Source organism: Rhodococcus oxybenzonivorans, from assembly GCF_003130705.1.
Taxonomy (GTDB): Bacteria; Actinomycetota; Actinomycetes; order Mycobacteriales; family Mycobacteriaceae; genus Rhodococcus_F; species Rhodococcus_F oxybenzonivorans.
In genome coordinates, this window is sequence record NZ_CP021354.1 from 5,690,544 (window position 1) to 5,716,961 (window position 26,418).

The following is a 26,418-nucleotide window of genomic DNA, read 5'->3' on the forward strand; positions in this document are numbered from 1 at the left end:
TATGACTACCCCCGCAGTCGAATTCGACACGAGTGGTCTCGGCGAGTGGACGGATCCGGAGCGGTTCGAGGTTACTGCCGAGCGCATCGCCGAGTACGCCGCGGCCACCAACGATCCCATCGAACGCCACCTCGCCGGAGAGGTCGCACCACCGGCGTTTGCTGTGGTGCCGGCGTTCACCTCGATGGCGCCGGCGGCACTGTCCGTCGCCCCGGTCGAACTGCTCATGAAGCTCGTGCACGGGGAACAGGATTTCTTCTTCCACCGTCCTATCCGCCCCGGCGACAACCTGGTGGTCCGCGCGAAGCCGATCGGATTCGAGGGGCGGGCGAACGGTTCCACCGTCGTCGTGTACGTCGAAACCCGCACAGAGCAGGGCGAACTCGTCAACGAGCAGTGGATGACCGCATTCTTCCGGAAGGTAGATGCGGGAGCCGGACTCGGCGCGCAGGCACCTGCACACCGGTTCGACGAATCCCTTCGCGGGCAGGCGCCGGAAGCGTCGATCACCCAGCACATCGACGACGACCAGACGTTCCGGTACTCGCCTGCCTCCGGTGATCCGATGCCGATCCACCTGGACGACGAGATCGCGCGGATGTCCGGGCTCCCCGGAATCATCAACCACGGCCTGTGCACCATGGCGTTCACCTCGTGGGCGGCGCTCACCGAACTTGCCGACGGCCGGGTCGAACGCCTCCGCAGGCTCGCGGTGCGGTTCGCCAAGCCAGTCCTGCCCGGCCAGGACATCACCACGCAGTTCCGGCAGGTCGCCGAGTCCACGGGCGGGACAACGTCGTACGCCTACGAGACGACCGTCGGCGACGAACTCGTCATCAAGGACGGCCTCGCCGTCATCGCGGACACAGAAGCCTAGGAGTACGTACACATGGGAACACTCGACGGACGGGTAGCCATCGTCACCGGCGCCGGGCGCGGGATCGGGCGGGAGCACGCCCTGCTCTTCGCCCGGGAGGGGGCCGCCGTGGTCGTCAACGACCTCGGCGGTGCGAACGACGGCACCGGCGAGGACGCAGGCCCGGCCCAGCAGGTGGTCGACGAGATCGTCTCCGGCGGCGGCAAAGCCGTGGCGAACACCGACAACGTGGCGTCCTGGGACGGTGCCGAAGCGCTCGTCATTCAGGCGGTCAGGGAGTTCGGCCGGCTCGACGTCCTGGTGAACAACGCGGGCATCCTGCGCGACGCCTTCATCGCGGGAATGTCCGAAAGCCAATGGGACGCCGTCATAGCCGTGCACCTCAAGGGACATGCCGCGACGCTGCATCATGCAGCGGCGTACTGGAAAGCGCAGACCAAGGCGGGCGAGACGGTGAACGCCTCCGTGATCAACACCGCGTCCGCATCCGGCACGTTCATGCCCAACGCCGGGCAGGGCAACTACGGCGCCGCGAAGGCGGGTATCGCCGCGCTGACGCTCGTCGCAGCCGACGAGCTCGAACGGTACGGCGTCCGGGTCAACGCGATCGCGCCGATCGCCCGTACCCGGCTGACGCTGGCCACTCCCGGTATGGGCGCACTGTTCGCCGAAGAGGTGCCGGAAGGTGAGTTCGACGCATTCAGTCCGGCCAACATCTCCCCGCTGGTCGCCCGGCTCGCGGATGCGGACTGCAAGATCACGGGCAAGGTGTTCGCGGTGCAGGGCGGAGCCATCTCCGAACTGGCCGGCTGGCACGACGTGAAGACCATCGAGAGCGACGGCCCGTGGACCGTCGCCGACCTCGCCGACCGGCTCGGCTGAAGGGTTCGGACATGGCCAAGAATACGTATGAACTGGGCCTCGGGCTCACCGAGGAGCATCGCGCCCTCGCCGATTCCGTTCGGGCCTTCGCCGAACGCGCCATCACGTCCGAGCAGGTGCGTGCCGCGGTCGAGTCGAAAGGCGAGGACAAGTTTCCTCCGTTCTGGGACGCGCTCGTCGGCCAGGAACTGCTGGGCCTGCACATCCCCGAGGACAAGGGCGGCCACGGCGCCGGGCTGCTCACCCTGGCCGTCGCGCTGGAGGCGCTCGGCCGCACGGTGGCCCCCGGCCCGTTCGTTCCGACCGCACTGTCCGCCGCCCTCGTCGCAGCTGCGGATTCCAAGGTCGGAATCGAGCTGATTCCTGCCCTTCTCGATGGATCACACACCGCCGCGGTCGCCTTGGGTACCGCGCTCCACGCGCAGGCGCACGACGGCGGATACCGGATCGCGGGAAGCGCAGACGCCGTTCTCGGCGGCGAGCACGCCGACATCCTGCTCCTGCCGATCACCGTCGGCAACGACGTGCGCTGGGCCGTCGTCGAGTCGGCAGACGTCACCGTCACCGCGCAGGACAGCATCGACGTACTGCGAGGCTCGGCAAGAATCACGGCAGACGGCGTTCACGTCGGCGCTGATCAGATCCTCGACGGACTGAGTGAACAACGCGTCCGATCGATCGCCGCCGTCGTGCTGGGCGCCGAAGCGATCGGGGTGATGTCGTGGTGTGTCTCCACTGCCGCCGAATACGCCAAGACCCGTGTGCAATTCGGGCGTCCCATCGGGCAGTTCCAGGGCGTCAAACACAGGTGCGCCCACATGGGCATCGCCCTGGAGAAGGCGCGCGCCGTGTTGTGGGATGCCGCGTCCGCCCTCGACAATGACGACGACACCGCAGATTTCGCCGCGGATATCGCCGCCGTCATCGTTCCCGATGCCGCGGTGCAATGCGCTCAGGACTGCATTCAGGTCCACGGCGGCATCGGATTCACCTGGGAGCACGACGCGCACCTGTATTACCGGCGGGCGCTGGCCATCCGAGGGCTCCTCGGTACCCGCGAGGAGCGGGCCACCCGCGTCGCCGAACAGTCGCTCGCCGGCACCGCCCGCTCCTCCGAACTGGAACTGCCGGACGAGGCCGAGGCGATTCGGACGCAGGTACGGGCGGAACTCGCCCCGCTCGTCGACCTCGGCGAGGACGACCAGTTGATTGCCCTCGGCGACGGCGGCTGGGTGCAGCCGCACCTGCCGAAGCCATACGGCCGCAGCGCGTCTCCGCTCGAGCAGATAGTGATCGCCCAGGAGATCAAGGCGGCCGGGATTCCCATGCCCCAACTGCTGATGGGCGGCTGGGCGGTGCAGGCCGTCGTCGCCCACGGCACCGAGTCGCAGAAGCAGGACCTCGCGGTCCCCACCCTGCGCGGAGATGTGGTGTGGTGTCAGCTGTTCAGCGAACCGGGGGCCGGCTCCGACCTCGCGTCGCTGACCACGAAGGCGGAGAAGGTCGACGGCGGCTGGAAGGTGACCGGCCAGAAGATCTGGACCACGGTGGCACAGTTCTCCGACTGGGCCATGCTGATCGCCCGCACCGACCCGTCGAAGCCGAAGCACGAGGGCATCACCTACTTCGTCCTCGACATGTCGACACCGGGAGTCACCGTCCGGCCGCTGCGCGAGATGACCGGGTCGGCGCTGTTCAACGAGGTCTTCCTCGACGACGTGTTCATCCCGGACGAGAACGTGGTCGGGAACGTGAACGACGGCTGGAACGTGGCCCGCACGACGCTGGCCGGTGAGCGGGTGGCACTCAGCCAGAAGATGGAGGCTTACGCCACCGACAAGGACCTGCTCCAATTCGCCCGCGGACGAAACCTCGGGCCGCTGGCGCGGTACCGCGTCGGCGAACTGGTCGCCGAAAGCCAGGCCATCGATTTGATCGGCTCCAGGATTGTGCTGAAGCAGTTGTCGGGGGCGGACGTGAGCACCACGTCGAGCGTCGGCAAGTTACTCGGCATGGGCCTCGGGCAGGCGATCGCCGAGTTCGTCGTCGCCGAACTGGGACCTGCCGGTGCCGTGAGCATTCCGGGTGAGCCGAGCGACAAGGCGATGGAGCAGTTGATCGCCGGCCGGGCCACCACCATCTACGGTGGCACGACCGAGGTGCAGCTCAACGTGATCGGGGAGCGCATGCTCGGACTGCCCCGCGACGCGCAGGGGGTGTCGTGACCGGCGGGCCGCTGAGCGGGCTGACCGTCGTCGAGATCGCGAGCCTCGCGCCCGCCCCGTTCGGCTGCATGATCCTCGCCGACCTCGGCGCGGACGTGATCCGCGTCGAACGGGCCGGTGACGGCGGCAGCGGGCTGATGGCGCCTTCAGGTGTACTCGACCGCGGACGACGATCGATCGCCGTGAACCTGCGCACTCCGGAGGGGCTGGAAGCCGTTCTGGCACTGGTCGAGTCAGCCGACATCCTCGTCGAGGGTTTCCGTCCCGGCGTCGCGGAACGGCTGGGCATCGGCCCCGACGACTGCCTGTCACGCAACCCCGGACTGATCTACGGGCGCATGACCGGCTGGGGTCAGGACGGGCCGCTCGCGGCGCGGGCCGGGCACGACATCAACTACATCGCGCTCGCAGGCGCGCTCGAACCCATCGGGCGCGCCGGCGAGCGGCCGGTGCCGCCGCTGAACCTGTTGGGCGACTTCGGCGGTGGCGGCCTGATGTTGACGATGGGAATCCTGGCCGCGCTGCACGAGCGCTCCAGGTCGGGCCGCGGACAGGTGGTGGACGCGTCGATGGTCGACGGCGCGGCGCTGCTGACGGCGTTCGTCCACGGCATGAACGCCGCCGGGCTGTGGCAGGAGGGCCGCGGGCAAAACGTCCTCGACGGGGCAGCCGCGTTCTACGACACCTACGAATGCGCCGACGGTCTGCACGTGGCGGTCGGGTGCGTCGAACCGCACTTCTACGGTGAACTCCTCGACGTGCTGGGGTTGAGCGGTGAGGATCTGCCTTTGCAGTACGACCTCGATGCGGCGCCGGAACTGAAGAAGCGCCTCGCCGAGGTGTTCGCGACCCGACCGCGGGACGAATGGGCGGCGCTGTTCGCCGATTCCGACGCGTGCGTGTCGCCCGTCCTCTCGCCGTGGGAAGCGCACGAGCACCCCCACAACAAGGAACGGGAAACGTTCGTCGAAGTGGGTGGCATCCGCCAGCCCGCACCGGCACCGCGCTTCAGCCGCACCCCGGCGCCCGTTCCCCGGCCGGCCCCGCGGCCCGGGCAGGACACCGATGCGATCCTCGCGCAGGCCGGGTACGACGCGGCGGGCATCGAACACCTGCGCTCGGCGGGTGCCGTCGAATAGGTGACGGGACCTATCCGCGATCGGTGTCCGGTGGGAAGCCACCGGTCGCGATGGGTCCCCACTCGTCGATGGTGATCCGGATCAGGCTCTTGTTCTGCTTCCGCATGGCGTCGCGGTACTCGTCCCAGTCGGGATGCTCGCCGGAGATGCCGCGGAAGTACTCCACCAGCGGCTCGAGTGCGTCGGGCATGTCCAGCACCTCGGCCGTGCCGTCGATCTGCACGTAGGCGCCGTTGAACTCGTCGGAGAGCACGCACACGCTCACGGCGGGGTCGTGCCGCACGTTCGCGGCCTTGGCGCGCTGCGGGTAGGTGGAGACGACGATCCGTCCCTCCGCGTCGAGTCCCGACGTGACCGGGGAGATCTGCAGACCCCCGGACCTCTTGCGGGTGATCAGCACGCTCCGGTGCCGGGGACGGACGAAGTCGAGCAACTCCTCACGCGACACGTGCTGTGCGGTAGCGACGGCCATGGTGCACCTTCTCTTGTCGACGGGTCGTTGCCCTCACCTTAGGCGGGACCCGGTGCCGGGGACCGATCAGTCGACGCTCTTGATCGTCTTCATCGTGATCAGCGAGGTGACCCGCGACACCGCCGGAAGTCCCCCGAGTTTCGTCACCATGAACCGCTCGTAGGTGGCAAGGTCGCGTACGGCGACGCGGATGAAGTAGTCGGGGATCCCGAACAGGCGCCGACATTCGATCACCTCGTCGAACGCAGCCACGCGCGACTCGAACTGCTCGATGGTGGCCTGGTCGTTCACCCCGATTTCGGCCGTGACGATCACCTGGAAACCACGATCGAGCGCTTCTTGACTGACGACCGCGCGGTAGCCGGTGATGATTCCGTCCGCCTCGAGCTTCTTCACGCGCCGCAGACACGGCGACGGAGTCAGGCCGACGAGATCGGCCAGCTCGGTGTTGGTCAGACTCGAGTCCCGGCGCAGATGCGCCAAAATTGCGTGATCGATGGCGTCCATTGATCAATTATTGCGCACAATCCGCTGTAGCAGCATTTGTCCGCAATCGCTCACCTCGATGATCGCTATACCTTTGCGTAGTGACCGAATCAGCACCCCACTCGACGGCCGTCGTCGCCGGCGCCGAGGCTCCACCTTCCTCGGAAGTACGCGGCGCTCTCCGAGCCTCACTCCCCGTCGGGGTCGGACTGTTTCCCCTCGGTATCGCCCTCGGGGTCCTCGTCGTACAACAGGGGCTGAGCCCGTGGTGGGCACTGGTCTTCACGTCACTGATCTATGCCGGTTCTCTCGAATTCGTCGCAGTGGGACTGGTGACCGCGATGACGCCACTGCCCTACATCGCGTTGACAGCACTGCTCGTGAACTTTCGGCACGTCTTCTACGCCCTCAGCTTTCCGCTCGACACGATCAAGGGCCGGCCGGCACGCCTCTACAGCATGTTCGCGCTCACCGACGAGGCCTACGCCATGGCGGTCACCAGCGACCGCAAGACGGTGTCCGGGCGGATGATCGTGTACACACAGCTGTACCTCCACGCCTACTGGATCGGCGGCGCCGGGCTCGGTGCGATTGCCGCGCAATGGATCCCGGACAACATCGTCGGCATGGACTTCGCACTGACCGCGTTGTTCGTCGTACTGTCCATCGAGGCCGTCCGAGCGCAGCGTGGCCTCGCAGTTCCCCTGATGGGCGTCACCTGCGCTGTGGTGGCGCGACTGGTCGACGTCGACCACATGCTGCCGCTGGCAATGGGGGCATTCGTGAGTCTGCTCGTCCTTCGATACGTCCTCACTCGACAGAAGGTTGCCGGCGATGCCTGAGTCAGGTTACCTACTCGCCGCCGTGGCCATCATGGCGATTGTCACCTTCGCCCTCCGCGCCGTCCCGTTCGCGGTTCTCCACCCGCTGCGTTCCTCGGCGCTGGTCGGCTATCTCGGCGTGTTCATGCCGGCCGGAATCATGTCGATCCTGGTGGTCTACTCGCTGAAGAACGTGTCGATCACCGTCCCGGCGCACGGATTACCCGAACTGCTCGCCGTGGCAGCAACGGCTGTGGTGCACCTGTGGCGGAAGAATGCGGTGCTCTCGATCGTGGTCGGGACCGGACTGTACGTGATCCTGATGAACTGGGTGTTCGGCTGAGTAGAGGGCGTACCCGCCGGCACCTCCTGCCTTCGCCCGATACATTGCCGAGTCTGCGCGGCGAACCAACTCTTCCCGCGTGCAGTCCGGATCCGAGAGGGCGATTCCGACGCTGCCACTGATCGGCAACTGGAGGAGTGCCACCTGGTTCAGCATCGCGAGGCTGTCGGTGATCCCCTTGGCGACGGCAATTGCCTCGTCGGCACCCCTAACTTGCTCGCATACGACGACGAATTCGTCGCCCCCGATCCGCGCGACAGTGTCGTCCGGGCGCACTGCCGAGCGCAGATGCTCGGCGAGGACGACGAGTACGTCGTCACCACCGGCATGACCGAGACTGTCGTTCTGTATTTTGAAATCGTCGAGGTCGATGAGCAGCAAAGCCATGATCGTACTCTCGCGCCGTGCCGCGTCGAGCGCCGAATCGATGCGTCTGCGGGCCAGCGTCAGGTTCGGCAATCCCGTCAGGGGGTCGTGCAAACTCTGATGCAGCAGTTGCGCTTCCGCCTCGATCCGGCGGATAGCCGCCGACAGCACACCCGTCACCGAGCGGAGAAAGGACAGATCCCGGTCGGTGTAGTCGCGGGGGCGGTGACTGTGCGCGGTGAGAACTCCCCACACGGGGTCGGCACCGATCGGTACACACACCCCGCTCTGAAGTGCACGCCTTGTCATCGCTGTGGTGGAGAAGCGGGTCTCCTGCGTTCTGTCGCGGCACACGACCACCGATTCGGCCGCGGCGGCATATCCCGGCTGTGAGCCCGTACCGGGTGCAAAACTCGCCGGTCCCGGCGCCGGACCCCGGTACGCGAGAACGGTCAGTTCTTCCCCTCCACCAGAGATCCGGGCAATGGAGGTACAGCGCACACCCATCAGCGCCGTAGCTGCCCTGGTCGCCGCGTCGAGAAGTTCGTCGAGGTCACCATCGACGGCGAGCTGGCTCAGCTCGGCGATCGCCTGTTGCTCGCGGGCACGGTACGCGGCCGCCTCGAGCGCGCTGTGCAGCCGGCGTTCTTCGATCTGCGCACTGCGGCGATCGTGGGCAATCGAGGCAATCACCGCCGGACCGGAGTTGTCGGATTCCACCACGAACGTCGAGATCAGCATGGGGATCGGCTCTCCGGTCACGAAGTGGCGGAGCTCGGTGAGCCCGGACCACTCCCCCCGTTCGACGAGTGCCGCCTCCACCTCGGGCGCCTGCACCAGACCGACATCGGTGAAGAACTCCGCCGTCGTCCTCGAGCAGGCATCGGCGGCGGTGGTGAAGCCCATGAGGCGAACGCCCGCCGGATTGAGGAAGACGATCCGGCCGGAGACGAACTCCGACAGCACTACCAGCGTCGGGGCCTGCTCGAGGACTGCGAGAAGCATCTGTGAGTTCTGCAGTCGCGATTCCATTGCGGCTCCTCCCTAGCCAGTGGTGCCGTCCACGATATGTCGCATGTACGCGCGCGCGACGACCGAGCCTGTCTCCGCATCGATCGAGACCACCGATCGATGAACCCGCCCACCCCAACGGCGGTATGTTGCGACGGTGACAGCCGAGTCACCGCTCCTCCTGCGTCACCGGCTCCAGTGGGTCGCGGCGGCGATTCTCCTCGCCCTCGTCTACGCCGCGTCCCTCACCGTCTACGGGTTGAGCAGCAACGCGATCGAGGACGACGCGCCGTTCGCCATCGACGACGACGTGATCATGGTGCTCGTCACCGCGAAGTCGCTGCAGCCGACGGTCGACCGGATGCAGGCAGAGGTGACGATCGCCGCCGGTCAGGATTACCTCCATGCCAACGGCGATACCCTCAACCGAGATATCACTCTCCTGCTCGTCCCCAGCACCAGCCACGAGCAGATCGTTTTCCGCGAAGGCACCGCGCCCACCACGTTCGACACCGAGTTCATCGCGAACGGCAACGCCGCCATGTGGCCCTTCGACCGGTTCGAGGTGAATCCGATGGTGGTCGAGGCCTACGAGGGCCTCGGCGCCCAACGCGAATTGGTACCCACGGGTGTTCTCCTGGACGGGCGGGTCGACGGATGGAAGGCGAAGGCCGAACCGGTCGCGGTCGACACCGACATCTCCCGGAACGGCACCGGCGTCGACGTGCGGTTGGCGCGCACAGGCGGAAACCTCATCTACGCCGGAATTCTCCTCCTGATGATGACGACCCTCGCCGTTCTCGCCGCCTTCGTCGCATTGCAGACGTTCCGGCGCAAGCGGGCAGTCGACACCGACATGCTCGGCTGGATGGCCGCAATGCTGTTCGCCGTCGTACCCCTGCGCGGGATCCTGCCGGGCAGCCCGCCGATCGGGTCGTGGGTCGACATTGCTCTCACTGTCTGGGTGGTGTCCACGCTGGTCGCGTCACTCGCCCTGTTCGTGTTCTGCTGGTGGCGCGACAGCGAGCCCGTCAAAGGAACGTGACCGCGCTACGAGCAGCAGTTCGGATCCAGCACGAAGCGCAGCGCCTCGAGCGCGTCACGTTGTGGGCGGTAATAGACGTTCATTCCGCGCCGGGTGGGGACCACCATGCCCGCCTTCTTCAGTTGCCCCAAGTGATGACTGACGGTCGATTCGGATACACCGACACCGTCGGCGAGGTCGCAGGTACAGACCTCACCCTCGCTGGCGGACAACAGGATCGACATCAGCTTGATGCGCACCGGATCGGCAAGAGCTTTGAGCCGCACAGCCACCTCGAGCGCCCCATCGTCCGAGATGGGTCCCGACGCGACCGGGGCGCAGCAGAGTGGTGACGTCGCATCGATCAGAGGCAAGGCCTTGGGCATGAACCCATTGTGCCCACCTTCTTGACATACGTCAAAAAGGTGGCGCATAGTGAAGAAGTAATTCGATATACATCGAAAAGGTGGAGGATCTCATGTCCCGCGTACAGCTCGCCCTCAACGTCGACGACCTCAATCAGGCCGTCTCGTTCTACTCCAAGCTCTTCGGCACAGCGCCCGCGAAACTGAAGGAGGGGTACGCCAATTTCGCCATCGCCGAGCCCCCGCTCAAGCTCGTGTTGTTCGAGAACCCCGGTGCGGGCGGCACCATCAATCACCTTGGCGTCGAGGTGGAATCGAGTGAGGCCGTGCACTCGGAAATCGCCAGGCTGACCGAGGAAGGGTTGTTCACCGAGGAAGAACTCGGGACCACCTGTTGCTTCGCCAGCCAGGACAAGGTGTGGGTCACCGGGCCCGCCGGCGAGAAGTGGGAGGTGTATACGGTGCTCGCCGACAGCGACACATTCCGCAATGCGCCTGCCCCCGAGCAGGACGCCCCGACCGCGTGCTGTGGGTCGTAACCCCTCATCCTCAGGGGTCTCCGATCCGCCGGCGCGAGCTCACCAGCTCCGCGCCGGCGGATCAGTCGAGCGCGAACAGCGCCGCAGCGTTGTCGTGACACACCGAGCGAAGCCAGTCCTCACCGAGATCGAACCGGGTCAGACCTTCGAGTGCGTCCAGGTACGGATACGGGATGTTGGGATAGTCGCTTCCGAACAGGATGCGTTCCTGCAGATCGGACAGCCGGTGTACAGCGTCACGCGGAAACGGGGTCGCCTCCTCGGTGTAATCGGTGAACGCCATCGTGGTGTCGAGGTACACACCGGAATAGCGTCCCGCGAGCTCGAGGAACTCCCGATACTCGGGCAGGCCCATGTGGGCGATGATCAGGCGGAGTCGGGGGTACCGCGCCAGTAAGTCGCCGATCGGTTCGGGGCCGGTGTACTTGCCCGGCGCGGGACCGGATCCGCAATGGATGACCACCGGCACACCCGCGTCCTGCAACGCTCCCCACACCGGGTCCAGCAACCGGTCGCCCGGTGAGTATTCGCCGACCTGAATGTGGGATTTGAACACCCGGGTGCCCGACTCGATTGCCTCGGACACGTACGCGGCCGCGGAATCCTCCGGGTAGAACGTCGCCGTCCGGAGGCAGTCGGGCGTGTGGTGGGCGAAGTCGGCCGCCCACTGATTCAGCCACGCGGCCATCTCCGGCTTGTGCGGATAGATCATGGACGTGAACCGCCGAACCCCGAACGCACGAAGTTGCTCTACGCGCACGTCTTCTTCGTGCCGGTAGCGGATCGGCCACTCTCGCCCGGTGAGGGGGCCCACCGCGTCGAAGTACCGCCAGACCTTCTCCATCACGTTGGCGGGCATGAAGTGGGTGTGGACGTCGACGATGCCGGGCAACCCCAGCGCCCGCCAGAACTCCCGCACCCGCAGATCCTCGGTCACGACTTCTCCTCGATACAGACTTCTCCCGGTACCAAGTGAACCGACAGGATCAGAACAGGGTGAACGCTTCTTCGGCCGCTGCAGGGGCCGCGACCGCGGGTGTAGCGGGAGCGGGAGGGGGCGCAGCTACCGGCTCACCGGATGCGACGGCCCGTGCGGCCTCACCGGCGAGTACGTCGGCCATCTCGTTGTAGTGGTTGCCGACGTGACCGCGTACCCAACGGAACCGCACGGGTCCGGAACGCTCGATGATGGCCTGGTCGATGGCCTGGACCAAAGGAAGATTCTTCACCGGGGCACCGGCCGCCGTCTTCCAGCCCTTCCGCTTCCAACCGGGCAGCCATTCCGATGCGCACTTGATGGCGTACTGGGAATCCGACTCGATCAGGAGCGGATCGGGTCCGGGATGCGCGGTGATCGCCTCGAGCAACGCCCGCAGCTCGGCGATCTGGTTGGTTCCCGAGGGTTCACCACCGGATCGGCTGGGACCTTCGTGATTGACCCATGCCCAGCCGATCGCCCCACCGGGGTTACGCAGACAGGATCCGTCGGTACTCACGATGATCATGGCTGGGACTTTACGTGCGCGCCCCGACAACCGCCGGTAGCGGTGGCCGACATGTCGCCGGAGGGCGGATACGCTGCTTGCGATGACGGCTTCGCTGGAGGTGGTCGAGACCACCGTGACCGCGCGGCGTCCACTGGACGTCGCGATGACGTTGCACCCCCTTCAGCGCGGTAAGGGCGACCCCTGTCACCAGCGTGCGGTCGACGGCTCCATCTGGCGGACGTCGGTGCAACCGTCCGGTCCGGTCACCTATCGCCTCACGCAAAGCGACCGCCACACCGTCCACTGTCAGGCCTGGGGCGAGGGTGCCCGCGACTTGGCGGATGGGCTGAACCGTCTCGTCGGCGAGCAGGACGAGTGCGAAGACTTCGCGCCGGAGCACCCGATCCTTGCCGAGGCCCACCGCCGCTTCCCGCACCTGCGTCTGGGGCGCACCGACCGGGTGATGGAAGCCCTGGTCCCGGCCATCCTCGAGCAACGGGTCCACGGCATCGCCGCATTCGCGTCGTGGCGGCGTCTGGTGTGGAAATTCGGCACACCCGCCCCCGGCCCGGCGCCCGACGGAATGCGGGTGCCTCCCACCGCGCACGTGTGGCGGCGAGTCCCGTCGTGGGAGTTCCACCGCGCGAACGTGGACCCCGGCCGTGCCCGCACCATCGTGCGTTGCGCCCAGGTCGCGGACCGTCTGGAGAAGATCGTCGACCTTTCCCCCGAGCAAGCGACCCGCCGCTTGATGTCCATCCCGGGGGTCGGCATCTGGACCGCGGCCGAGGTGACGCAACGTGCACTCGGCGATGCGGATGCGCTGTCCGTCGGCGACTACCACCTGGCGTCGATGGTCGGGTGGTCGTTACTCGGCAAGCCCCTCGACGACGCCGAGATGGTGGCGTACCTGGAACCGGTTCGCCCGCATCGTTATCGCGCTGTGCGGTTGCTGCTGGTCAGTGGCAACGCGATCAAACCCAAGTTCGGACCGCGAACCCCCGTCGTGGACCATAGCTGGCACTGAGGCTCCGGTGGTGGTGGCAGAGCACGGTTGTGTCCTGACCCATGAACACCTGTTCAAGTGTTCACACGAGAAACTAGACTGCAGAGACGGGACAGCTGCCGGCTGAGGAGGGTGACATGGAGTCCGTAGCCATGCACATGAGTGACGGGCTGATCAATGCCCCGACGTCCGTCCTCTTCCTCGCCGTAGCGGCGGCGGGGCTCGCGGTCGCCGCGTGGCGGGCCCGTTCCGAACTCGACGATCGCACCGCCCCCATGGCCGGTCTCGTAGCCGCCTTCATCTTCGCGGTGCAGATGGTGAATTTCCCCGTGCTTCCCGGTGTCAGCGGTCATCTCCTCGGTGGTGCGCTGGCAGCCATCCTGGTCGGGCCCTACACGGGTGCGCTCTGCATCGCGATCGTCCTGATCGTGCAGGCGCTGCTCTTCGCGGACGGTGGGCTGACCGCTCTGGGAGCGAACATCACGAACATGGCGATCATCGGGGTGACGGTCGGCTACGTCGTCGCGCTTGTTCTGCGCCGACTCGCGCGCCCCGAGGATCTTCGTCTCCGCGTGCTCGGCGCTCTCGCATTTACCGCTGCGCTGTGCGGAACCGTCGCGGCGTCGATGGGCTTCGTCCTCGAGTACGCCATCGGCGGTCAGCCCGCTGCCGGCGGCGCCACTGCGCTCGGCTCGGTGGCGGCCTACGTTCTCGGCGCCCACATCTTGATCGGAATCGGCGAAGGGATTATCACCGCCCTCACGGTCACGGCGGTGGCCAGGGCCCGACCCGACCTCGTGTATCTGCTCCGGACCGCGCCGCGCAACGTGGCGGTGGGCGCATGACCGCGTCGACGCGGTCGTCCCGCCGCTTCCTTCTCGGTTTCGCTCTCGCGGTACTGCTCATCGCCGGGGTGGTGTCCTCTCTGGCGAGCTCGAGTCCGGACGGCCTCGACGCTGCCACGACGCGTGGCTGCGACACCGTCGAGACCGACACCGGCGCGTCACTGGTCGGGGACTGCATTGCGAAGAACGCCGAGGACCACCACTTGTCGGCCTCCCCGCTCGCCGACTACACGGTAAGTGGACGATCGGGTCTCACCGGAGTGGCCGGAATCATCGGTGCGGCCGCGACCTTCGTCGTCGCGGCCGCCGCATTCCGGCTCCTCGCCCGCGGACGGCGTCACCGAGCCGGACCCTGATCATGAGTTCCGGTCACGCGCAGCCGCTCTATCTCCACGGCACATCCCCAGTCCACCGACTCCCCGTCGAGGTGAAGATCGTGTGCGCGGTGGTGACGGTGTTCGCGGTGGTTGCCACGCCCCGCGAGGCGTTCTGGGCCTTCGCCGTGTACCTCGCAGTCCTGGCGGTGGTGTGGCGACTTGCCGGCATTGCCCTGACTTGGCTCGCCCCGCGCATGCTGATCGAACTACCCTTCGTCACATTGGCCCTGTTGTTGCCCTTCGCGGAGGGTGGCGAGCAGACGACGGTCCTCGGATTGTCGCTCTCGGTGGCCGGACTGCACGCCGCGTGGGGAATCCTGGTGAAAGGCACTCTCGGCGTGCTGGTATCACTCACTCTCGCCGCCACCACCCCCGCCCGCGATCTGCCGGTGGGACTTGCCCATCTGCACGTGCCCGCCATGTTCACCACGATCGTGGTCCTCATGCTGCGGTACCTCGATCTACTCACCTCGGAGGTCGCCCGGATGCGCACCGCACGCTTGTCCCGGGGTGACGATCCGCGGACACTGCGCCAGATCGGCGCCACCGCCCGGGGTGTGGGCGGATTGTTCGTGCGTTCCTACGAGCGCGGCGAGCGCGTACACCTGGCCATGTTGTCGCGCGGCTTCACGGGGGCGGTTCCCACAGTCGGTGCTCCCCCGGCGTCCGCCGCGGCGTGGTCGGCCGGGCTCGTTCCTGCCGTCTGCGCGGTGGGTATCTGCCTCGCGGCCTGGACCCTCCGATGACGGCCGCCGTGCACCTCGAGGGTGTGTCGTATTCGTACCCGGACGGCAGGAAGGCACTCGACAGAATCGACCTCGCCGTGAGCCCGGGCGAACGGGTAGCGGTTCTCGGCCCGAACGGTGCCGGCAAAACCACTCTGATGCTGCACCTCAACGGAATTCTGACCGCCTCGGACGGTCGGGTCACCATCGGCGGTGTACCAGTGTCGCGCAACACCGACCGGAACACGCTGCGCGAGGTGCGGCGGCGGGTCGGCATCGTCTTCCAGGACCCGGACGATCAGCTCTTCATGCCCTCCGTCGCGCAGGACGTCGCCTTCGGCCCGGCAAATTTCGGTGTCACCGGTGCGGCACTCGACGACCGGGTGCGCACCGCGTTGGCCGCCGTCGACATGACGTCGCATGCCGATCGCAACCCCGTTCATCTGTCGGTGGGGCAACGGCGCCGGGTCGCCCTGGCCACCGTCCTCGCGTGTGCTCCGGACGTGCTGGTGCTGGACGAGCCGTCGAGCAACCTCGATCCGGTTGCCCGGCGTGAACTGGCCGAAGTCCTGCTCGCGGTGGACACCACCCAACTGCTGGTCACCCACGACCTTCCGTACGCTGCGCAGCTGTGCACCCGCGCGGTGATTCTCGACGAAGGCCAGGTGGTGGCGGACGGACCGATCCTCGACCTGCTCGCCAACACAAACCTGCTCGCCCGCCACCGCCTCGAGTTGCCGTGGGGTTTCCGGCTTCCCGGACGCTCGACCGACTCCGGCGCGAATGTGCACTGGGAGCAACCGAAACGGGGACATCGGCTACCGCGGTAGGTCACCATGAGGAGACCACCCACACCGGAGGTCAGCGATGCCCACACCCGGAGCCGACGCAGTGGCGCAACGCGTCTTCGACGCCTCCCTCGGCGCAATCGACATTCTCTCCATCCATCTGGGAGATCGACTCGGCTGGTATCGAAGTCTCGCAGATCAGGGCCCCGCAACAGCGGACGAACTGGCCGAACGCACCTCGACCCATCCGCGGTACGCACAGGAGTGGCTCGAACAACAGGCGGTGACAGGGCTGCTCACCGCAGACGGCGGCAGCCCCCGGAAATTCACGTTGGAGCCCGGTGCGGCCGAAGTGTTCACCGATGAGAAAAGCCTGGCCTACCTGGCGCCGCTGGCCCGGATTTTCGTTGCCGCCACCACCCAGATGCCCGCGCTGATCGAGGCGTATCGCACGGGAGGCGGTGTGGGATGGGCACAGTACGGTGTCGATGCGAGGGAATCGCAGGCGGATATGAATCGGCCGTGGTACGAGCAGGTTCTGCCGGGAGCGCTCGCGTCGGTACCCGAGGTCGACGCACTTCTGCGTACCCCCGGTGCCGCCATCGCCGATGTCGGATGTGGGGGCGCGTGGTCCACGATCGCCCTGGCGCGCGCCTATCCCGATGCCCGGCTGGATGGCTACGACATCGACGGCGCCACGGTCGAACTCGCGAAACACAACGTCCGCGATCAAGGGGATGTTGCCGACCGGATCACAATCACCGAGTCGGATGCAGCGGGCATTCCGGAGGGCGCCTATACCGCTGCATTCGCCTTCGAGTGCATTCACGACATGCCTGCACCTGTCGCCGTATTGACTGCGGTACGCAAGGCTCTGGCACCCGGCGGGGTCATGATCGTCATGGACGAGGCGGTGGACGATGAGTTCTCGGCGCCGGGAAGCGACATCGAGCGGTTGATGTACGGATTCAGTCTGACCGTGTGCCTGCCGGACGGAATGAGTTCCAGTCCGAGTGCCGCCACCGGAACGGTCATGCGTCCGAGCACCTTGCGAAAGTACGCCGAGGCTGCCGGTTTCGGCTCGATGGACATCCTTCCCATCGAAGACTTCGGGTTCTGGCGTTTCTACCGGCTGACCGTGTGACACCTCGTGCCAGTGAGGCGTATGTAACGAATTTTGGGCAAACTCCGAAAAGTGGGATACCCGAAGGGGGAAGATGTTCAGCAAGCTACTAGGCATGGGAAGCACCATGACACTGCAGGATTGCACAGGGTTGGACACGCTCCTCGTAGCCACTTCGCGCGCCCTGCCCCCTTCGCCTCCCCAGGCCGAGAGATGAATTCGGGAGGGCTATGGAGTAGGTGACTCACCGGGGAGCATCACCGCGCACCCACATATGCATGTAGCCGTTCGGTACTTCCAGCGAATATGGTCCACTCACAACAATGTTCGGTACTCAGGTGGAGTCCGTGTTCGACCTACGACATGGTGGGAAATCTCATGAAACTTCTCAGAACTCTGGCATTGTCCATTTTCGTCGTCGCCGCGATGGCAGTCGGCGCCGGCACGGCCTACGCCGATCCCGGCACGCAGGGAATCGACTGGAGCCAGCCCTTGATGACCCCGACCGCCGAAGGCAGTAGCCAGGTGGCTGAACAGTTCTTTCCGGAAAATGACGCCAAACAGGCCGCCTTCGACAACATGACCAGCGAGATCAACACCGGTTGGAACAATGCGGGCCTGCAGGGCATGGCCATCGGTTCCAATGTGGGCATGGCAATCGGGTGCGTCTCGATCTTCCCCAACTTCATCGCCGGATGCATCATCGGCGCCGTCGTCGGCACGATTGCAGGAGCCGTGATCGGTGTCGGTGTGGGAAATCCGAACGCGCAGCCCGCGGTGGAGCAGTTCTTCGCCACACCCTGAGCGAAGAGCGAACCGCAGCCCGGCCCTACACAGGCCGGGCTGCGGTGTTTCATCTCACCTTTAGTTAGTGCACGATTGGTTAGTGCACGAACTATCAGCTACGCTGAGTTGGTGACCACGAACGTTGCCGATGATCCCCTCGCACTCGACAGGCAGGTGTGCTTCGCGCTGGCGGTGGCCAATCGCGCAGTCCTGGGCGTCTATCGGCCGATCCTCGAACCGTTGGGACTCACGCATCCGCAGTACCTGGTGATGCTGGCCCTGTGGGGTACCTCCCCCATGTCGGTCAAGGAGATCGGCAGCGCCCTGCAACTCGATTCCCCTACGCTGTCGCCGCTGCTCAAACGACTCGAATCGTCCGGGCTTCTCACCCGTACCCGCAGCGCGGATGACGAACGCCAGCTCGTCGTCGAGTTGACCGACGCGGGCAGGGCGTTGCGCGCACAGGCCGAAAAAGTGCCACCCGCCGTAGTCGAAGCACTCGGAGTGGAACTGTCCGAATTGATGGAATTGCACAGAGTGCTGACCCGCATCAACGCCGCGGCCGTCAAGGCAGGCGCGCTCGGAGGAGTGGACAAGTGACCAATCGAAGCCGCAGTGCCCGGAGCCGGCCGACGCCCTTTCAATGGCTCGGCTACGCGTTCGGACGCAGATTGCCCGACTCCATGCAGGACTGGGTTCGGAACGATCTGATCGGTGACTGGGCGGTGCCGCGACACCTCGTCCGCAGCATGGTGCCGTTCATTCCGGTGTTCGCGGCCTTCTTCCTCTTCCCCGGGCCCGTGTGGTTACGCGGTTCCATGGTGCTGCTCGGGGTGTTTCTCGCCCTCTTCTACAGCGTCGCCTATATGGCGCAGAACCGATCACGCCGCCTCGAAAAGCACGGACTTCCGCCCGACTTGGAAAACCCGAAAGCCAGACGCCGACACGACGCCGAACGGGCCGCGTACTCCCGGGCGCATCCCCGTGCGTGAGAGCCAAGATCGTTCGGGTGCAATTGCGGTAGACCGCCGAGGGCCGAAATGGGTCGTCGGGACGTTGTGAACCGTCGACGCCTCGCCGCGGTTCGGTCCGTTCGCTGTCACTTCTGCTGTGTGAGGCTAGTTCCGCGGAGCCGAAAGGGCGGCGGGGAAGTGTAACCTCATAGGTGTCGAGGGCCCATCGAATATGCGCGGTCAAGCCATGTCGTCCTCGGCGCCCAAACCGGCCCTGAGTCCAAGGGCCGAGAACTGGAGCGCCGCCATGGCGTCGAACCCGATTGATGCTCTAGCAGTTTCCGAGTCACCGAGCCCCGCACGGGCACTGGAAACGACGCTGTCTTGCACGGCATGTCCACATAGCCCGGAATCGCACGATGCGCTCGGTGTTCGGTTTTGCGCCGTGACCTCGGACCGAAACCTCGACCGAAAGTGCATCTGTGCTGGCGAACAGGCGAAAGGACAGCACTACTCCCGGTACTGAACGAGAGGTTCACCCCACGGGCGCTTCGCTGGCTGTACCGGGCCGTGCGGGCAACCGGCCCTCTGTCAGAACAGGACAATGACGGCAATGAGAGCGAGCCGTGTCGCGATGTTGGCCGTGGGACTGTGCGACCGCCGCCACAGGAGGCAGGCCGAGCGCGTCGATCGCGATCCGGTTACGGTCTCCCCCGTTCACAGCTCAGTGTCTGGCACGAGTCACCGCGAAATGTCGGGCTCCGGAGCTAGTTCTCGGATGATCGCCTACCCGTGCACCCGCTGCTGCCGCGCCAGGGGCAACGTCCGGCTTGCGCAACCACTACGACGACACTCGCATCGTTTGCAGGTACCCGACCTCGACCTCACTCGCACGCATGGCTGATTGGAGATGCGGTTCCTGTGTCGACTGACACAGCCGCGAACGGATCCAACGTCAGCCGACGACGCCGGCCTTCCGCATCGCTGCGATGTCCGCAGCCGAGCACCCCAGCTCGCCGAGGACCTGATCGGTGTGCTCGCCGAGAGCCGGAATGTCACCCATCCGCATCTCCACGTCGGCGAAAGTCATCGGTGGCAGCACTGCGCTGATCTGTCCCACCTCGCTGCCGACCTGACGCCAGCGGTCACGTTCCTTCAGCTGCGGATGGTCGATCAATCCGCCCATATCGTTCAGCTCCGCTGCCGGAATCCCGGCATCCGCCAGTGCCTGATCGAGGGCCGCGCAGGTGAACTTCCTCGTCTCCTCGGCGACGAGGGCATCCACCTCTTCGCGATGCTGGACCCGCAGCATGTTCGTCGCATAGCGGGGATGGTCGGCGAGTTCGGGTCGCGCGAAGACCTCGGTGACCAACTGCCGCCACCCCCGATCGTTCTGGACCCCGATCAGAATGTTGCCGTCGAGGGTGGGGTACGCGTCGTACGGAACGATGGCGGCGTGCCCGAGGCCGACACGAGGGATCTGCCGGTCGGCGTACATCTTCATATACATCGGATGGCCCAGCCACTCCGCGGTCGCGTCGAACATCGACACGTCGATCTGCGCGCCCGCCCCCGTTCGTTCACGTCGGAACAGCGCACTCAGGATGGACGTCAGCGCATACATTCCCGCCGCGATATCGGACACGGGCACTCCGGTCTTGGTGGCCGTCTCGGGGGTTCCGGTCACGGAAATCATGCCGGTTTCGGCCTGCACCAGCATGTCGTACGCCTTGCGTTCACGCCTCGGTCCCGCTGTCCCGTAGCCCGACATGTTCGCCACGATCAGCGCGGTGTGTTCCGCGCGCAACGCCTCGGTCCCGAAACCGAGTCTGCTCGCCGCATCGGGCGCCAGGTTCTGCACGAACACGTCGGCACTCGCGATCAACCGCAGGACAGCATCCCGTCCCACCTCGGATTTGAGGTCGACACAGAACGATTCCTTCCCTCGGTTCAACCAGACGAAGTGTGAGGCCTCGCCGAAGACGGCGTCGTCGTAGTTGCGTGCGAAGTCGCCCTCCCCGACGCGCTCCACCTTGATCACCCGCGCGCCCATGTCCGCCAGATGACGGGTGGCGAGGGGGGCCGCCACAGCTTGCTCGAGAGCAACGACGGTGATTCCGTCGAGTGGAAGGGTTCCGGGGTCGTTCTCCATGTGGGACTTCACCGTTCCGATTTCGATTCCGGGTGGTCGTGATAGTGCGTGGCCCCGATCGCGTGCAGCAACTGGTGCACGGTGTCGTCCGAAAGCCGATAGCGCATCGAGCGGCCGTCGCGTGTGGCCGAGACCCAGCCCTGGTGGCGCAGCAGTCGCAGTGCGTGCGAGACGGCGGTACCGCTCATCTCGAGCGCTGCCGCGAGGTCGCCGACACAGATACCCGGCGCGTGGTGCAGGCACAGCAGCAACCGGAGGCGGTTGCCGTCCGACAACAATTCGAAGCGGTTGGCCCATCCCTCGATGTCGGGGCTGTGCAGCGCCGCCGCGGCGCGCTGAACGTCCTCGGGATTCAGCGCAGGAGTGGTAGCCACTCGGCCAGTCTACAAACGGCCTGACCGCGCCCATGTGCGCATACATAGGCGATCGTTAAGTGTCCGTGCGATGAGGTCCATGCCGCCGGCCGACCTGCTGCGCAGATCGAGCTCGTCGGCACCGTAGTCGCCCCACGAGTCCGTCAGGCCCTGGGCTGACCCTCGGCTGTCGACGCACTATTCGAACAGGTCCGGCAACCCGTCCGTGATCCGGTTGGGGAACTTCGGCTCGCGCTTTTCGAGGAACGCGTCGACACCTTCACGCACGTCGTCCGAGGTGCCGCGGACGTAGATGCCGATCGATTCGGCCCGGTGCGCTACCTCAGGGTCGGACGCACCCAGCATCCTCCACATCAGCTGTCGAGTGAGAGCTACCGACACCGGTGAGGTGCCGGAGACGAATTCCCGCGCGATGTCGAGGGCCCGATCCAGCACCTGATCGGCGGGGACGAGTTCACGGACGAGTCCACGTTCGAGCGCTTCGACTGCCGAGACCATCTTGCCGCCCACCGCCCACTCGACGGCCGTCGAGATGCCGACGGCCCGCGGAAGGAACCAGGTCGAGCAGGCCTCGGGGACAAGTCCGCGACGGGTGAACACGAACCCGAACTTCGCGGTTTCCGAAGCGATGCGGATGTCGGCCGGCAGGGTCATGGTGACGCCGACACCCGCGGCCGGTCCGTTGATCGCGGCGATGACGGGCTTGAGGGAACGGTAAATTCTCAGCGAGACCTGCCCGCCCGTGTCGGCCGGTGCGCCTCCGGTCTCCGGGTCGTCACCGAGGACGAAGGTGTCGCCGCCGGCTGCGAGATCGGCACCCGCACAGAAGGCTCGTCCCGTTCCGGTGATCACCACCGCACGGATCTCGTCGTCTGCGTCGGTCTCGTCGAAGATGTCGATGAGGCGATAGCACATCGCGTTGGTGAACGCATTGAGCTGATCGGGACGGTTCAATCGCACAACCGCGATCTCCCCGTGCCGCTCGAGTATCACTGCATCGTCGGTACCGGTCTCAGGCACGATGACTCCTTCCTTTGTTCCCCGCCGGTTCGGTTCAGCGGACCTTGTCGAATCGTTCAGCCACGTCCCGGTATTCGGACCGGATCGCCGTCTTCGAGAGCTTGCCACTGGGGAGCCGCGGCAGCGGCTCGTCCCGGATCACCACGTAGCGCGGAACCTTGTAGTCGGCCACGAGCCGGTCGCAGTGTTCGATGATTGCCGCTGCATCGACGCCATCCTTCACCGTGACGATCGCCGCCGGGGTTTCGCCGAAGCGTTCGTCAGCGGCCGCGATGACAGCGACTTCCTCGACACCGGGAATCTCGGCGATGACCCGCTCGATCTCGACCGGCGAGATATTGATTCCGCCGGTGATGATGAGGTCTTTGAGCCGGTCGACGAACTTGACGCGTCCTTCGTCGTCGAGAGTGCCGAGGTCGCCGCTGTGCAGCCAGCTGTTCTGCAAGGCTGCCGCCGTCGACTCGGCGTCGTTCCAGTAGCCAGGGGTGACGCCCGGACCGCGCAGGAGTATCTCGCCCTCTTCACCGGGCGCGGCATCGGTGCCGTCCGGACGGACCACCTTCACTTCGGTGAAGATCGAGCCGGATCCACACGTGTCGGGGTGGTCGAAGGCTTCGGCGACGAGGGTGGCGGTGGCGACACCGCCGGCCTCGGTCATGCCATAGATCTGTCTCAGTGCGACGCCCTTGTCCGCCCAGCGCTGCAACAGTGCCGGAGCGACCGCGGCGCCGCCGACGATCGCGGTGCGCAGCGACGACAGGTCGGCGTCCGCGAACTCGGGTGAACGCGAGATCGCCTCGAAGATCAACGGCACACCGAAGATGGCCTGGACATCGTGTTCACCGAGAAGTTTGGCCGCGCGGCCCGGATCGAACTCCTTCTCGATGATCAGCTTTCCGCCGAGCACCGTTGTCATGACCAGCCCCCAGACCAGGCCGGGGGTGAACACCAAGGGCAACACGAGCAGCGACGTGGACCCGGGCCGGAAGCCTTCTTCGGTGAGTGACGCCTCGAAGACGATATTGAGCAGCGTCCGGTTCGTGCAGATCACACCCTTGGACATCCCGGTGGAGCCACTCGTGAAGAGGAGGGCGGTCGGTTCGTCCGGTTCGAGATCGATGCGGAAGTCGTCCTGTCCTCCCGCGCGTAGCGGCGCGAGCTCGTCGAACGAGAGCGTGTCGAAGGCGGAACCCAATTCACGCGCCGCGTCGACCGTCGGCGCGAACTCGCTCGGCGTGACGACCAGGACGGCGCCGGCGTCGTCGACAACCTTGCGGAGCTCCGCCGGCTTGAACCGTGGGTTGAGCGGGATCAGTACACCGCCGGCCTTGAGGACGCCCAGTGCGATCACCGGCCATGTCAGCGAATTCGGGCCCAGCACGCCGACTCGTTGACCCGGCTGGATTTCGAGGTCCACGATCTTCCGGGCGATACGACTGGACCAGTCCTGCAGTTCGCGGTATGTGAGAGATTCACCCGCCACGACGAGCGCGTCCTGCTCTCCCCTGGTCTTCGCCCACCAATGCAATGCCGAGCCGACGGTGGCAGCCATTCGTCCTTACCTTTCGTGAGTCGCACATGTGCGATGTCGTTCTAGCGGGGCCTACCGGGCACGGGGTGCCTGACACAGGGCGCGGTCCGAATCGCTCTTGCCGACAGATGTTTTCAGTGCGAATATGACCAGGAGAACCTGGCTCGTACGCCGTGCGACCCACGCTATATGGTCCAAATTGAGACGTCAATCAAGTCTTGTATTTTGCAAAACGGCGCGCGCTGTGACGGCAACGAAGCCCGCTGCGAACGCGGCCACTCCCCCGACCGCGAACACCACGACGTACGCCTGTTCTGTGGGCGTCGAGGTGCCCGGGATCGTGATCGTCGCGAGCAACACCGCAACCAAGGCACTGGCCAGTGAGCTGCCGAATGTCCGGGCGATCGCGTTGATCCCGTTCACCGCCCCCGTGTTTCCCGGAGGAACGCTGCCGATGAGCATCGACGGCAATGCACCGTAGGCGACTATGACAAAGACATTGATCACCGCAACCGCCGTGATCAATTGCCACGTGTAGTCATGAGCAAGTATCAGCATCACGAATCCGCATACCCCGACGGCACATGCCGCGGTCAGCACCCGGTGGGCTGGGAACCGTCGGGTTACGAGCCCACTGACGGCCGCCGCAGCCGTACCGGCAATCTGTCCGGGTAGCAGGTACACCAGACTGGTCTCGAGCACCGACGCATCGAAGCCGTATCCCGCTTCTTCTCGGGAGATCTGCACGAACGTCGCGATGGCCAGGAACTGCACGAACATCGCTACACCCACCAGGAAGGCGGCGATATGCGCCGGGGCCACCAACCGCGCCGTCAGAAGCGCAGGAGCAACCAGCGGTGCAGTAGTCCTCCGTTCGTGCCGGTACCAGGCGGCAAGCACGAGCGCGCCGGTGACGGCGCAACCGAGTGTCCACACCGACAGCCATCCCCACGTCCCACCTTGCGCCAGCGCCAACAGCAGCCCCGGCAGGCCGATCGCGAGCCCGACCACACCCCAGAAGTCGAACCCGTCGCGCGCTCCCGACCCCGGGGTATGCGGAATAACGCACCACCCGACGACCATTGCTATCGCCGTAAGTATCAACAGCATCCAGAAGACACGTCGATAGTCGGACCCTTCGGTGTACAGCAATCCGGCCGCGATCATTCCCGCACCGCCGCCGACACTCAACGCCCCGGACATGACGCCGAGCGCCATCGGGACACGGCGCGGCCCCAGCGCGCCCCGCACTACCGCGACACCGACGGGGAACAACGCATACGACACGCCCTGCAGAATTCGACCGGCGACCAGTGCCGGCAAGCCCGTCCACGCGACACACAGCACCGAACCGATCAGTACCGTGCCCAGCACGGCGAGCATCACCTTCCGCGGACCATGTCGATCGGCGAGGTGACCCAACAGTGGTGTACATACCGCGGCCGCAAGGAGATTCGCTGTCACTGTCCAACCGACAGCGTCCGTGCCCATGTCGAGCTGCACCGCGATTGCCGGCAGGAGCGGTACCACGGCGGTCTGCATCATCGACGTGATCATCACGACGAAGCAGAGCGCCGGAACCAGCACCGCCGATCGACCTGCCGTCTCGTGGGCGGCGCGATGGGCCGTATCGGGTGCCTGGGTCACGGCAAATCCTCGCTGCGGTGCCGGTCAGAGATCGAGCACGAGTTTGGCTGTGCAGCTTCGTGATACACAGATCATCATGCAGTCGTTCTCGGCCTGTTCGTCTTCGGTGAGGATAGAGTCCCGGTGCTCGGGAACTCCTTCCAGGACGGGAGTTTCGCAAGTCCCGCACGTACCCTCGCGGCACGAGAAGGGGGCGTCGACACCGGACCGGAGTACGGCGTCGAGCACGCTTTCGTTCGCGTCGACCGTGATGGTGCTGCCCGCGCGCCGCAGTTCGACCTCGAACGATCCGTCGACCGCATCGGCCGGCCGCTCCTTGGCAGCGAACCGCTCGACGTACAGCCTCAGGTTGGGATGCGTGAGGAATTCGTTCTCGATCGCCTGCAAAAGCGGCTCCGGTCCGCAGCAGTACACCGCGGTACCGTCGGGTACGGCGTCGAGGGCAGCCGGAAGGTCGAGGAAACCGTACTCGTCCTGGGGTCGCAGCTCGATTCGCCCGGGGTACCGAGCGACCAGCCCGTCGGCAAAAGCCATGCTGGTGCGTGCTCGGCCGCCGTACAGCAGGCGCCAGTCGGCGCCGGCGGCTTCGGCCGAACGGAGCATCGGCAACAGGGGCGTAATGCCGATACCGCCGGCGACGAAGAGGTAGGACTGCGCGGGTTCGAGAGTGAAATTGTTGCGCGGGCCTGCGATCGCGACCAAGTCTCCGACTTGCAGCGAGTCGTGCACCCAGCGCGACCCCCCTCGGCCGTCCCCTTCGCGGAGCACCGCGATCGCCAAGGAGGTGGTGTCCGATGCGTCGCCACACAGGGAATATTGCCGCACGGTCGACCTGTCGATGACGACGTCGATATGCGCTCCGGGCTCCCAGGTCGGGACAGCGCCGCCATCGGGATCCGCGAGCCGTACTGCCATGACACCGTGAGCAAGCACGTCTTTGCCGATCACTCGCATTTTGCGCTGTTCGGTGTTGGTGCTTCGGGTCATCGGCGCTCTCGTTCCCATAGACTTCGCGTGCCCTATAATCTTAAGCAGTTAGGTTTACGAGGCGCAA

29 protein-coding genes and 1 pseudogene are annotated in these 26,418 nt (G+C 65.8%); 18 read left to right on the forward strand and 12 right to left on the reverse strand.

Features of this window, described 5'->3' with window-relative positions:
- The first annotated feature begins 1 nt into the window (after position 1).
- Genes CBI38_RS26265 through CBI38_RS26280 form a run of 4 tightly spaced genes read left to right on the forward strand, consistent with a single transcriptional unit; the run spans position 2 to position 5,123 of the window.
- On the forward strand, positions 2-877 hold the full coding sequence (locus tag CBI38_RS26265; protein ID WP_109333507.1) for a MaoC/PaaZ C-terminal domain-containing protein: 876 nt from the start codon (positions 2-4) through the stop codon (positions 875-877).
- 12 nt (positions 878-889) lie between these two features.
- On the forward strand, positions 890-1,759 hold the full coding sequence (locus CBI38_RS26270) for an SDR family oxidoreductase (RefSeq protein WP_109333509.1): 870 nt from the start codon (positions 890-892) through the stop codon (positions 1,757-1,759).
- A gap of 11 nt (positions 1,760-1,770) precedes the next feature.
- On the forward strand, positions 1,771-3,984 hold the full coding sequence (locus CBI38_RS26275) for an acyl-CoA dehydrogenase (RefSeq protein WP_109335377.1): 2,214 nt from the start codon (positions 1,771-1,773) through the stop codon (positions 3,982-3,984).
- Positions 3,981-5,123, forward strand: coding sequence for a CaiB/BaiF CoA transferase family protein (locus tag CBI38_RS26280; protein WP_109333511.1), 1,143 nt, complete (start codon positions 3,981-3,983; stop codon positions 5,121-5,123). Before CBI38_RS26275 ends, CBI38_RS26280 begins: the two co-directional genes overlap by 4 nt.
- A gap of 10 nt (positions 5,124-5,133) precedes the next feature.
- On the opposite strand, the gene CBI38_RS26285 is transcribed toward CBI38_RS26280, so the two are convergent.
- Together CBI38_RS26285 and CBI38_RS26290 are read right to left on the reverse strand one after the other, a co-directional pair.
- On the reverse strand, positions 5,134-5,595 hold the full coding sequence (locus CBI38_RS26285) for a PPOX class F420-dependent oxidoreductase (RefSeq protein WP_109333513.1): 462 nt from the start codon (positions 5,593-5,595) through the stop codon (positions 5,134-5,136).
- Positions 5,596-5,661: 66 nt separating this feature from the next.
- On the reverse strand, positions 5,662-6,102 hold the full coding sequence (locus CBI38_RS26290) for an Lrp/AsnC family transcriptional regulator (RefSeq protein ID WP_109333515.1): 441 nt from the start codon (positions 6,100-6,102) through the stop codon (positions 5,662-5,664).
- A gap of 80 nt (positions 6,103-6,182) precedes the next feature.
- On the opposite strand from CBI38_RS26290, the gene CBI38_RS26295 reads away from it, so the two are divergent.
- On the forward strand, positions 6,183-6,923 hold the full coding sequence (locus CBI38_RS26295) for an AzlC family ABC transporter permease (protein WP_109333517.1): 741 nt from the start codon (positions 6,183-6,185) through the stop codon (positions 6,921-6,923).
- Complete coding sequence (locus CBI38_RS39375) at positions 6,916-7,245, forward strand: branched-chain amino acid transporter permease (RefSeq protein WP_109333519.1); 330 nt, start codon at positions 6,916-6,918, stop codon at positions 7,243-7,245. Before CBI38_RS26295 ends, CBI38_RS39375 begins: the two co-directional genes overlap by 8 nt.
- Here the strand turns inward: CBI38_RS39375 and CBI38_RS26305 are convergent.
- A pseudogene (locus tag CBI38_RS26305) lies at positions 7,246-8,643 on the reverse strand (diguanylate cyclase domain-containing protein); the annotation flags it as partial. It abuts the gene before it with no gap.
- 136 nt (positions 8,644-8,779) lie between these two features.
- Between CBI38_RS26305 and CBI38_RS26310 the strand changes: the two are divergent.
- The gene (locus CBI38_RS26310; RefSeq protein ID WP_109333521.1) at positions 8,780-9,667 is read left to right on the forward strand and encodes a DUF4436 family protein; all 888 of its coding nucleotides are present in this window, start codon (positions 8,780-8,782) and stop codon (positions 9,665-9,667) included.
- Between the two features lie 5 nt (positions 9,668-9,672).
- Here CBI38_RS26310 and CBI38_RS26315 read toward each other — a convergent pair whose 3' ends face one another.
- The gene (locus CBI38_RS26315) at positions 9,673-10,032 is read right to left on the reverse strand and encodes an Rv2640c family ArsR-like transcriptional regulator (protein WP_109333523.1); all 360 of its coding nucleotides are present in this window, start codon (positions 10,030-10,032) and stop codon (positions 9,673-9,675) included.
- A gap of 92 nt (positions 10,033-10,124) precedes the next feature.
- On the opposite strand from CBI38_RS26315, the gene CBI38_RS26320 reads away from it, so the two are divergent.
- Positions 10,125-10,550, forward strand: coding sequence for an ArsI/CadI family heavy metal resistance metalloenzyme (locus tag CBI38_RS26320; protein ID WP_109335378.1), 426 nt, complete (start codon positions 10,125-10,127; stop codon positions 10,548-10,550).
- A 61-nt stretch (positions 10,551-10,611) separates the two neighbouring features.
- Here CBI38_RS26320 and CBI38_RS26325 read toward each other — a convergent pair whose 3' ends face one another.
- Complete coding sequence (locus CBI38_RS26325) at positions 10,612-11,487, reverse strand: amidohydrolase family protein (RefSeq protein ID WP_109333525.1); 876 nt, start codon at positions 11,485-11,487, stop codon at positions 10,612-10,614.
- A gap of 49 nt (positions 11,488-11,536) precedes the next feature.
- On the reverse strand, positions 11,537-12,055 hold the full coding sequence (locus tag CBI38_RS26330; RefSeq protein WP_109333527.1) for a ribonuclease H family protein: 519 nt from the start codon (positions 12,053-12,055) through the stop codon (positions 11,537-11,539).
- Between the two features lie 82 nt (positions 12,056-12,137).
- Between CBI38_RS26330 and CBI38_RS26335 the strand changes: the two genes are divergently transcribed.
- The 10 genes from CBI38_RS26335 (at position 12,138) to CBI38_RS38550 (ending at position 19,166) form a co-directional block, all read left to right on the forward strand.
- A complete protein-coding gene (locus CBI38_RS26335) occupies positions 12,138-13,064 on the forward strand; it encodes a DNA-3-methyladenine glycosylase family protein (protein ID WP_109333529.1) in 927 nt (308 codons plus the stop codon).
- A 116-nt stretch (positions 13,065-13,180) separates the two neighbouring features.
- Complete coding sequence (locus CBI38_RS26340) at positions 13,181-13,888, forward strand: energy-coupling factor ABC transporter permease (RefSeq protein WP_109333531.1); 708 nt, start codon at positions 13,181-13,183, stop codon at positions 13,886-13,888.
- Positions 13,885-14,244 carry a PDGLE domain-containing protein gene (locus CBI38_RS26345; protein ID WP_109333532.1) on the forward strand — a complete coding sequence of 120 codons (360 nt, stop codon included), beginning with the start codon at positions 13,885-13,887 and terminating at the stop codon, positions 14,242-14,244. Before CBI38_RS26340 ends, CBI38_RS26345 begins: the two co-directional genes overlap by 4 nt.
- Positions 14,245-14,246: 2 nt before the next feature.
- Positions 14,247-15,011: a cobalt ECF transporter T component CbiQ gene (gene cbiQ, locus CBI38_RS26350; RefSeq protein ID WP_109333533.1), complete on the forward strand. Its 765-nt coding sequence runs from the start codon at positions 14,247-14,249 to the stop codon at positions 15,009-15,011.
- Positions 15,008-15,820 carry an energy-coupling factor ABC transporter ATP-binding protein gene (locus CBI38_RS26355; RefSeq protein WP_109333535.1) on the forward strand — a complete coding sequence of 271 codons (813 nt, stop codon included), beginning with the start codon at positions 15,008-15,010 and terminating at the stop codon, positions 15,818-15,820. Before cbiQ ends, CBI38_RS26355 begins: the two co-directional genes overlap by 4 nt.
- Positions 15,821-15,857: 37 nt before the next feature.
- Entirely contained in the window at positions 15,858-16,922 is a 1,065-nt protein-coding gene (locus tag CBI38_RS26360; RefSeq protein ID WP_109333537.1) for a class I SAM-dependent methyltransferase, read from the forward strand.
- A 357-nt stretch (positions 16,923-17,279) separates the two neighbouring features.
- On the forward strand, positions 17,280-17,705 hold the full coding sequence (locus tag CBI38_RS26365) for a hypothetical protein (RefSeq protein ID WP_109335379.1): 426 nt from the start codon (positions 17,280-17,282) through the stop codon (positions 17,703-17,705).
- 111 nt (positions 17,706-17,816) lie between these two features.
- Positions 17,817-18,287 carry a MarR family winged helix-turn-helix transcriptional regulator gene (locus tag CBI38_RS26370; RefSeq protein ID WP_109333539.1) on the forward strand — a complete coding sequence of 157 codons (471 nt, stop codon included), beginning with the start codon at positions 17,817-17,819 and terminating at the stop codon, positions 18,285-18,287.
- Positions 18,284-18,679, forward strand: coding sequence for a DUF5313 family protein (locus tag CBI38_RS26375; RefSeq protein WP_109333540.1), 396 nt, complete (start codon positions 18,284-18,286; stop codon positions 18,677-18,679). The genes CBI38_RS26370 and CBI38_RS26375 overlap by 4 nt, the downstream gene beginning before the upstream one ends.
- Before the next feature lie 268 nt (positions 18,680-18,947).
- Positions 18,948-19,166, forward strand: a complete 219-nt coding sequence (locus CBI38_RS38550) for an RGCVC family protein (protein ID WP_230989975.1) — start codon at positions 18,948-18,950, stop codon at positions 19,164-19,166.
- A gap of 429 nt (positions 19,167-19,595) precedes the next feature.
- On the opposite strand, the gene CBI38_RS26385 is transcribed toward CBI38_RS38550, so the two are convergent.
- From CBI38_RS26385 to CBI38_RS26410, 6 genes are all read right to left on the reverse strand, one after another.
- Positions 19,596-20,792, reverse strand: a complete 1,197-nt coding sequence (locus CBI38_RS26385; RefSeq protein WP_162603288.1) for a CaiB/BaiF CoA transferase family protein — start codon at positions 20,790-20,792, stop codon at positions 19,596-19,598.
- An 8-nt stretch (positions 20,793-20,800) separates the two neighbouring features.
- A complete protein-coding gene (locus CBI38_RS26390) occupies positions 20,801-21,166 on the reverse strand; it encodes an ArsR/SmtB family transcription factor (RefSeq protein WP_109333546.1) in 366 nt (121 codons plus the stop codon).
- A gap of 177 nt (positions 21,167-21,343) precedes the next feature.
- Positions 21,344-22,186, reverse strand: a complete 843-nt coding sequence (locus CBI38_RS26395; RefSeq protein ID WP_109333548.1) for an enoyl-CoA hydratase-related protein — start codon at positions 22,184-22,186, stop codon at positions 21,344-21,346.
- 34 nt (positions 22,187-22,220) lie between these two features.
- On the reverse strand, positions 22,221-23,738 hold the full coding sequence (locus CBI38_RS26400) for a class I adenylate-forming enzyme family protein (RefSeq protein ID WP_109333550.1): 1,518 nt from the start codon (positions 23,736-23,738) through the stop codon (positions 22,221-22,223).
- Between the two features lie 186 nt (positions 23,739-23,924).
- Entirely contained in the window at positions 23,925-25,364 is a 1,440-nt protein-coding gene (locus CBI38_RS26405; RefSeq protein ID WP_230989976.1) for an MFS transporter, read from the reverse strand.
- Between the two features lie 24 nt (positions 25,365-25,388).
- Entirely contained in the window at positions 25,389-26,351 is a 963-nt protein-coding gene (locus CBI38_RS26410; protein ID WP_109333552.1) for a PDR/VanB family oxidoreductase, read from the reverse strand.
- Between the last annotated feature and the right edge of the window lie 67 nt (positions 26,352-26,418).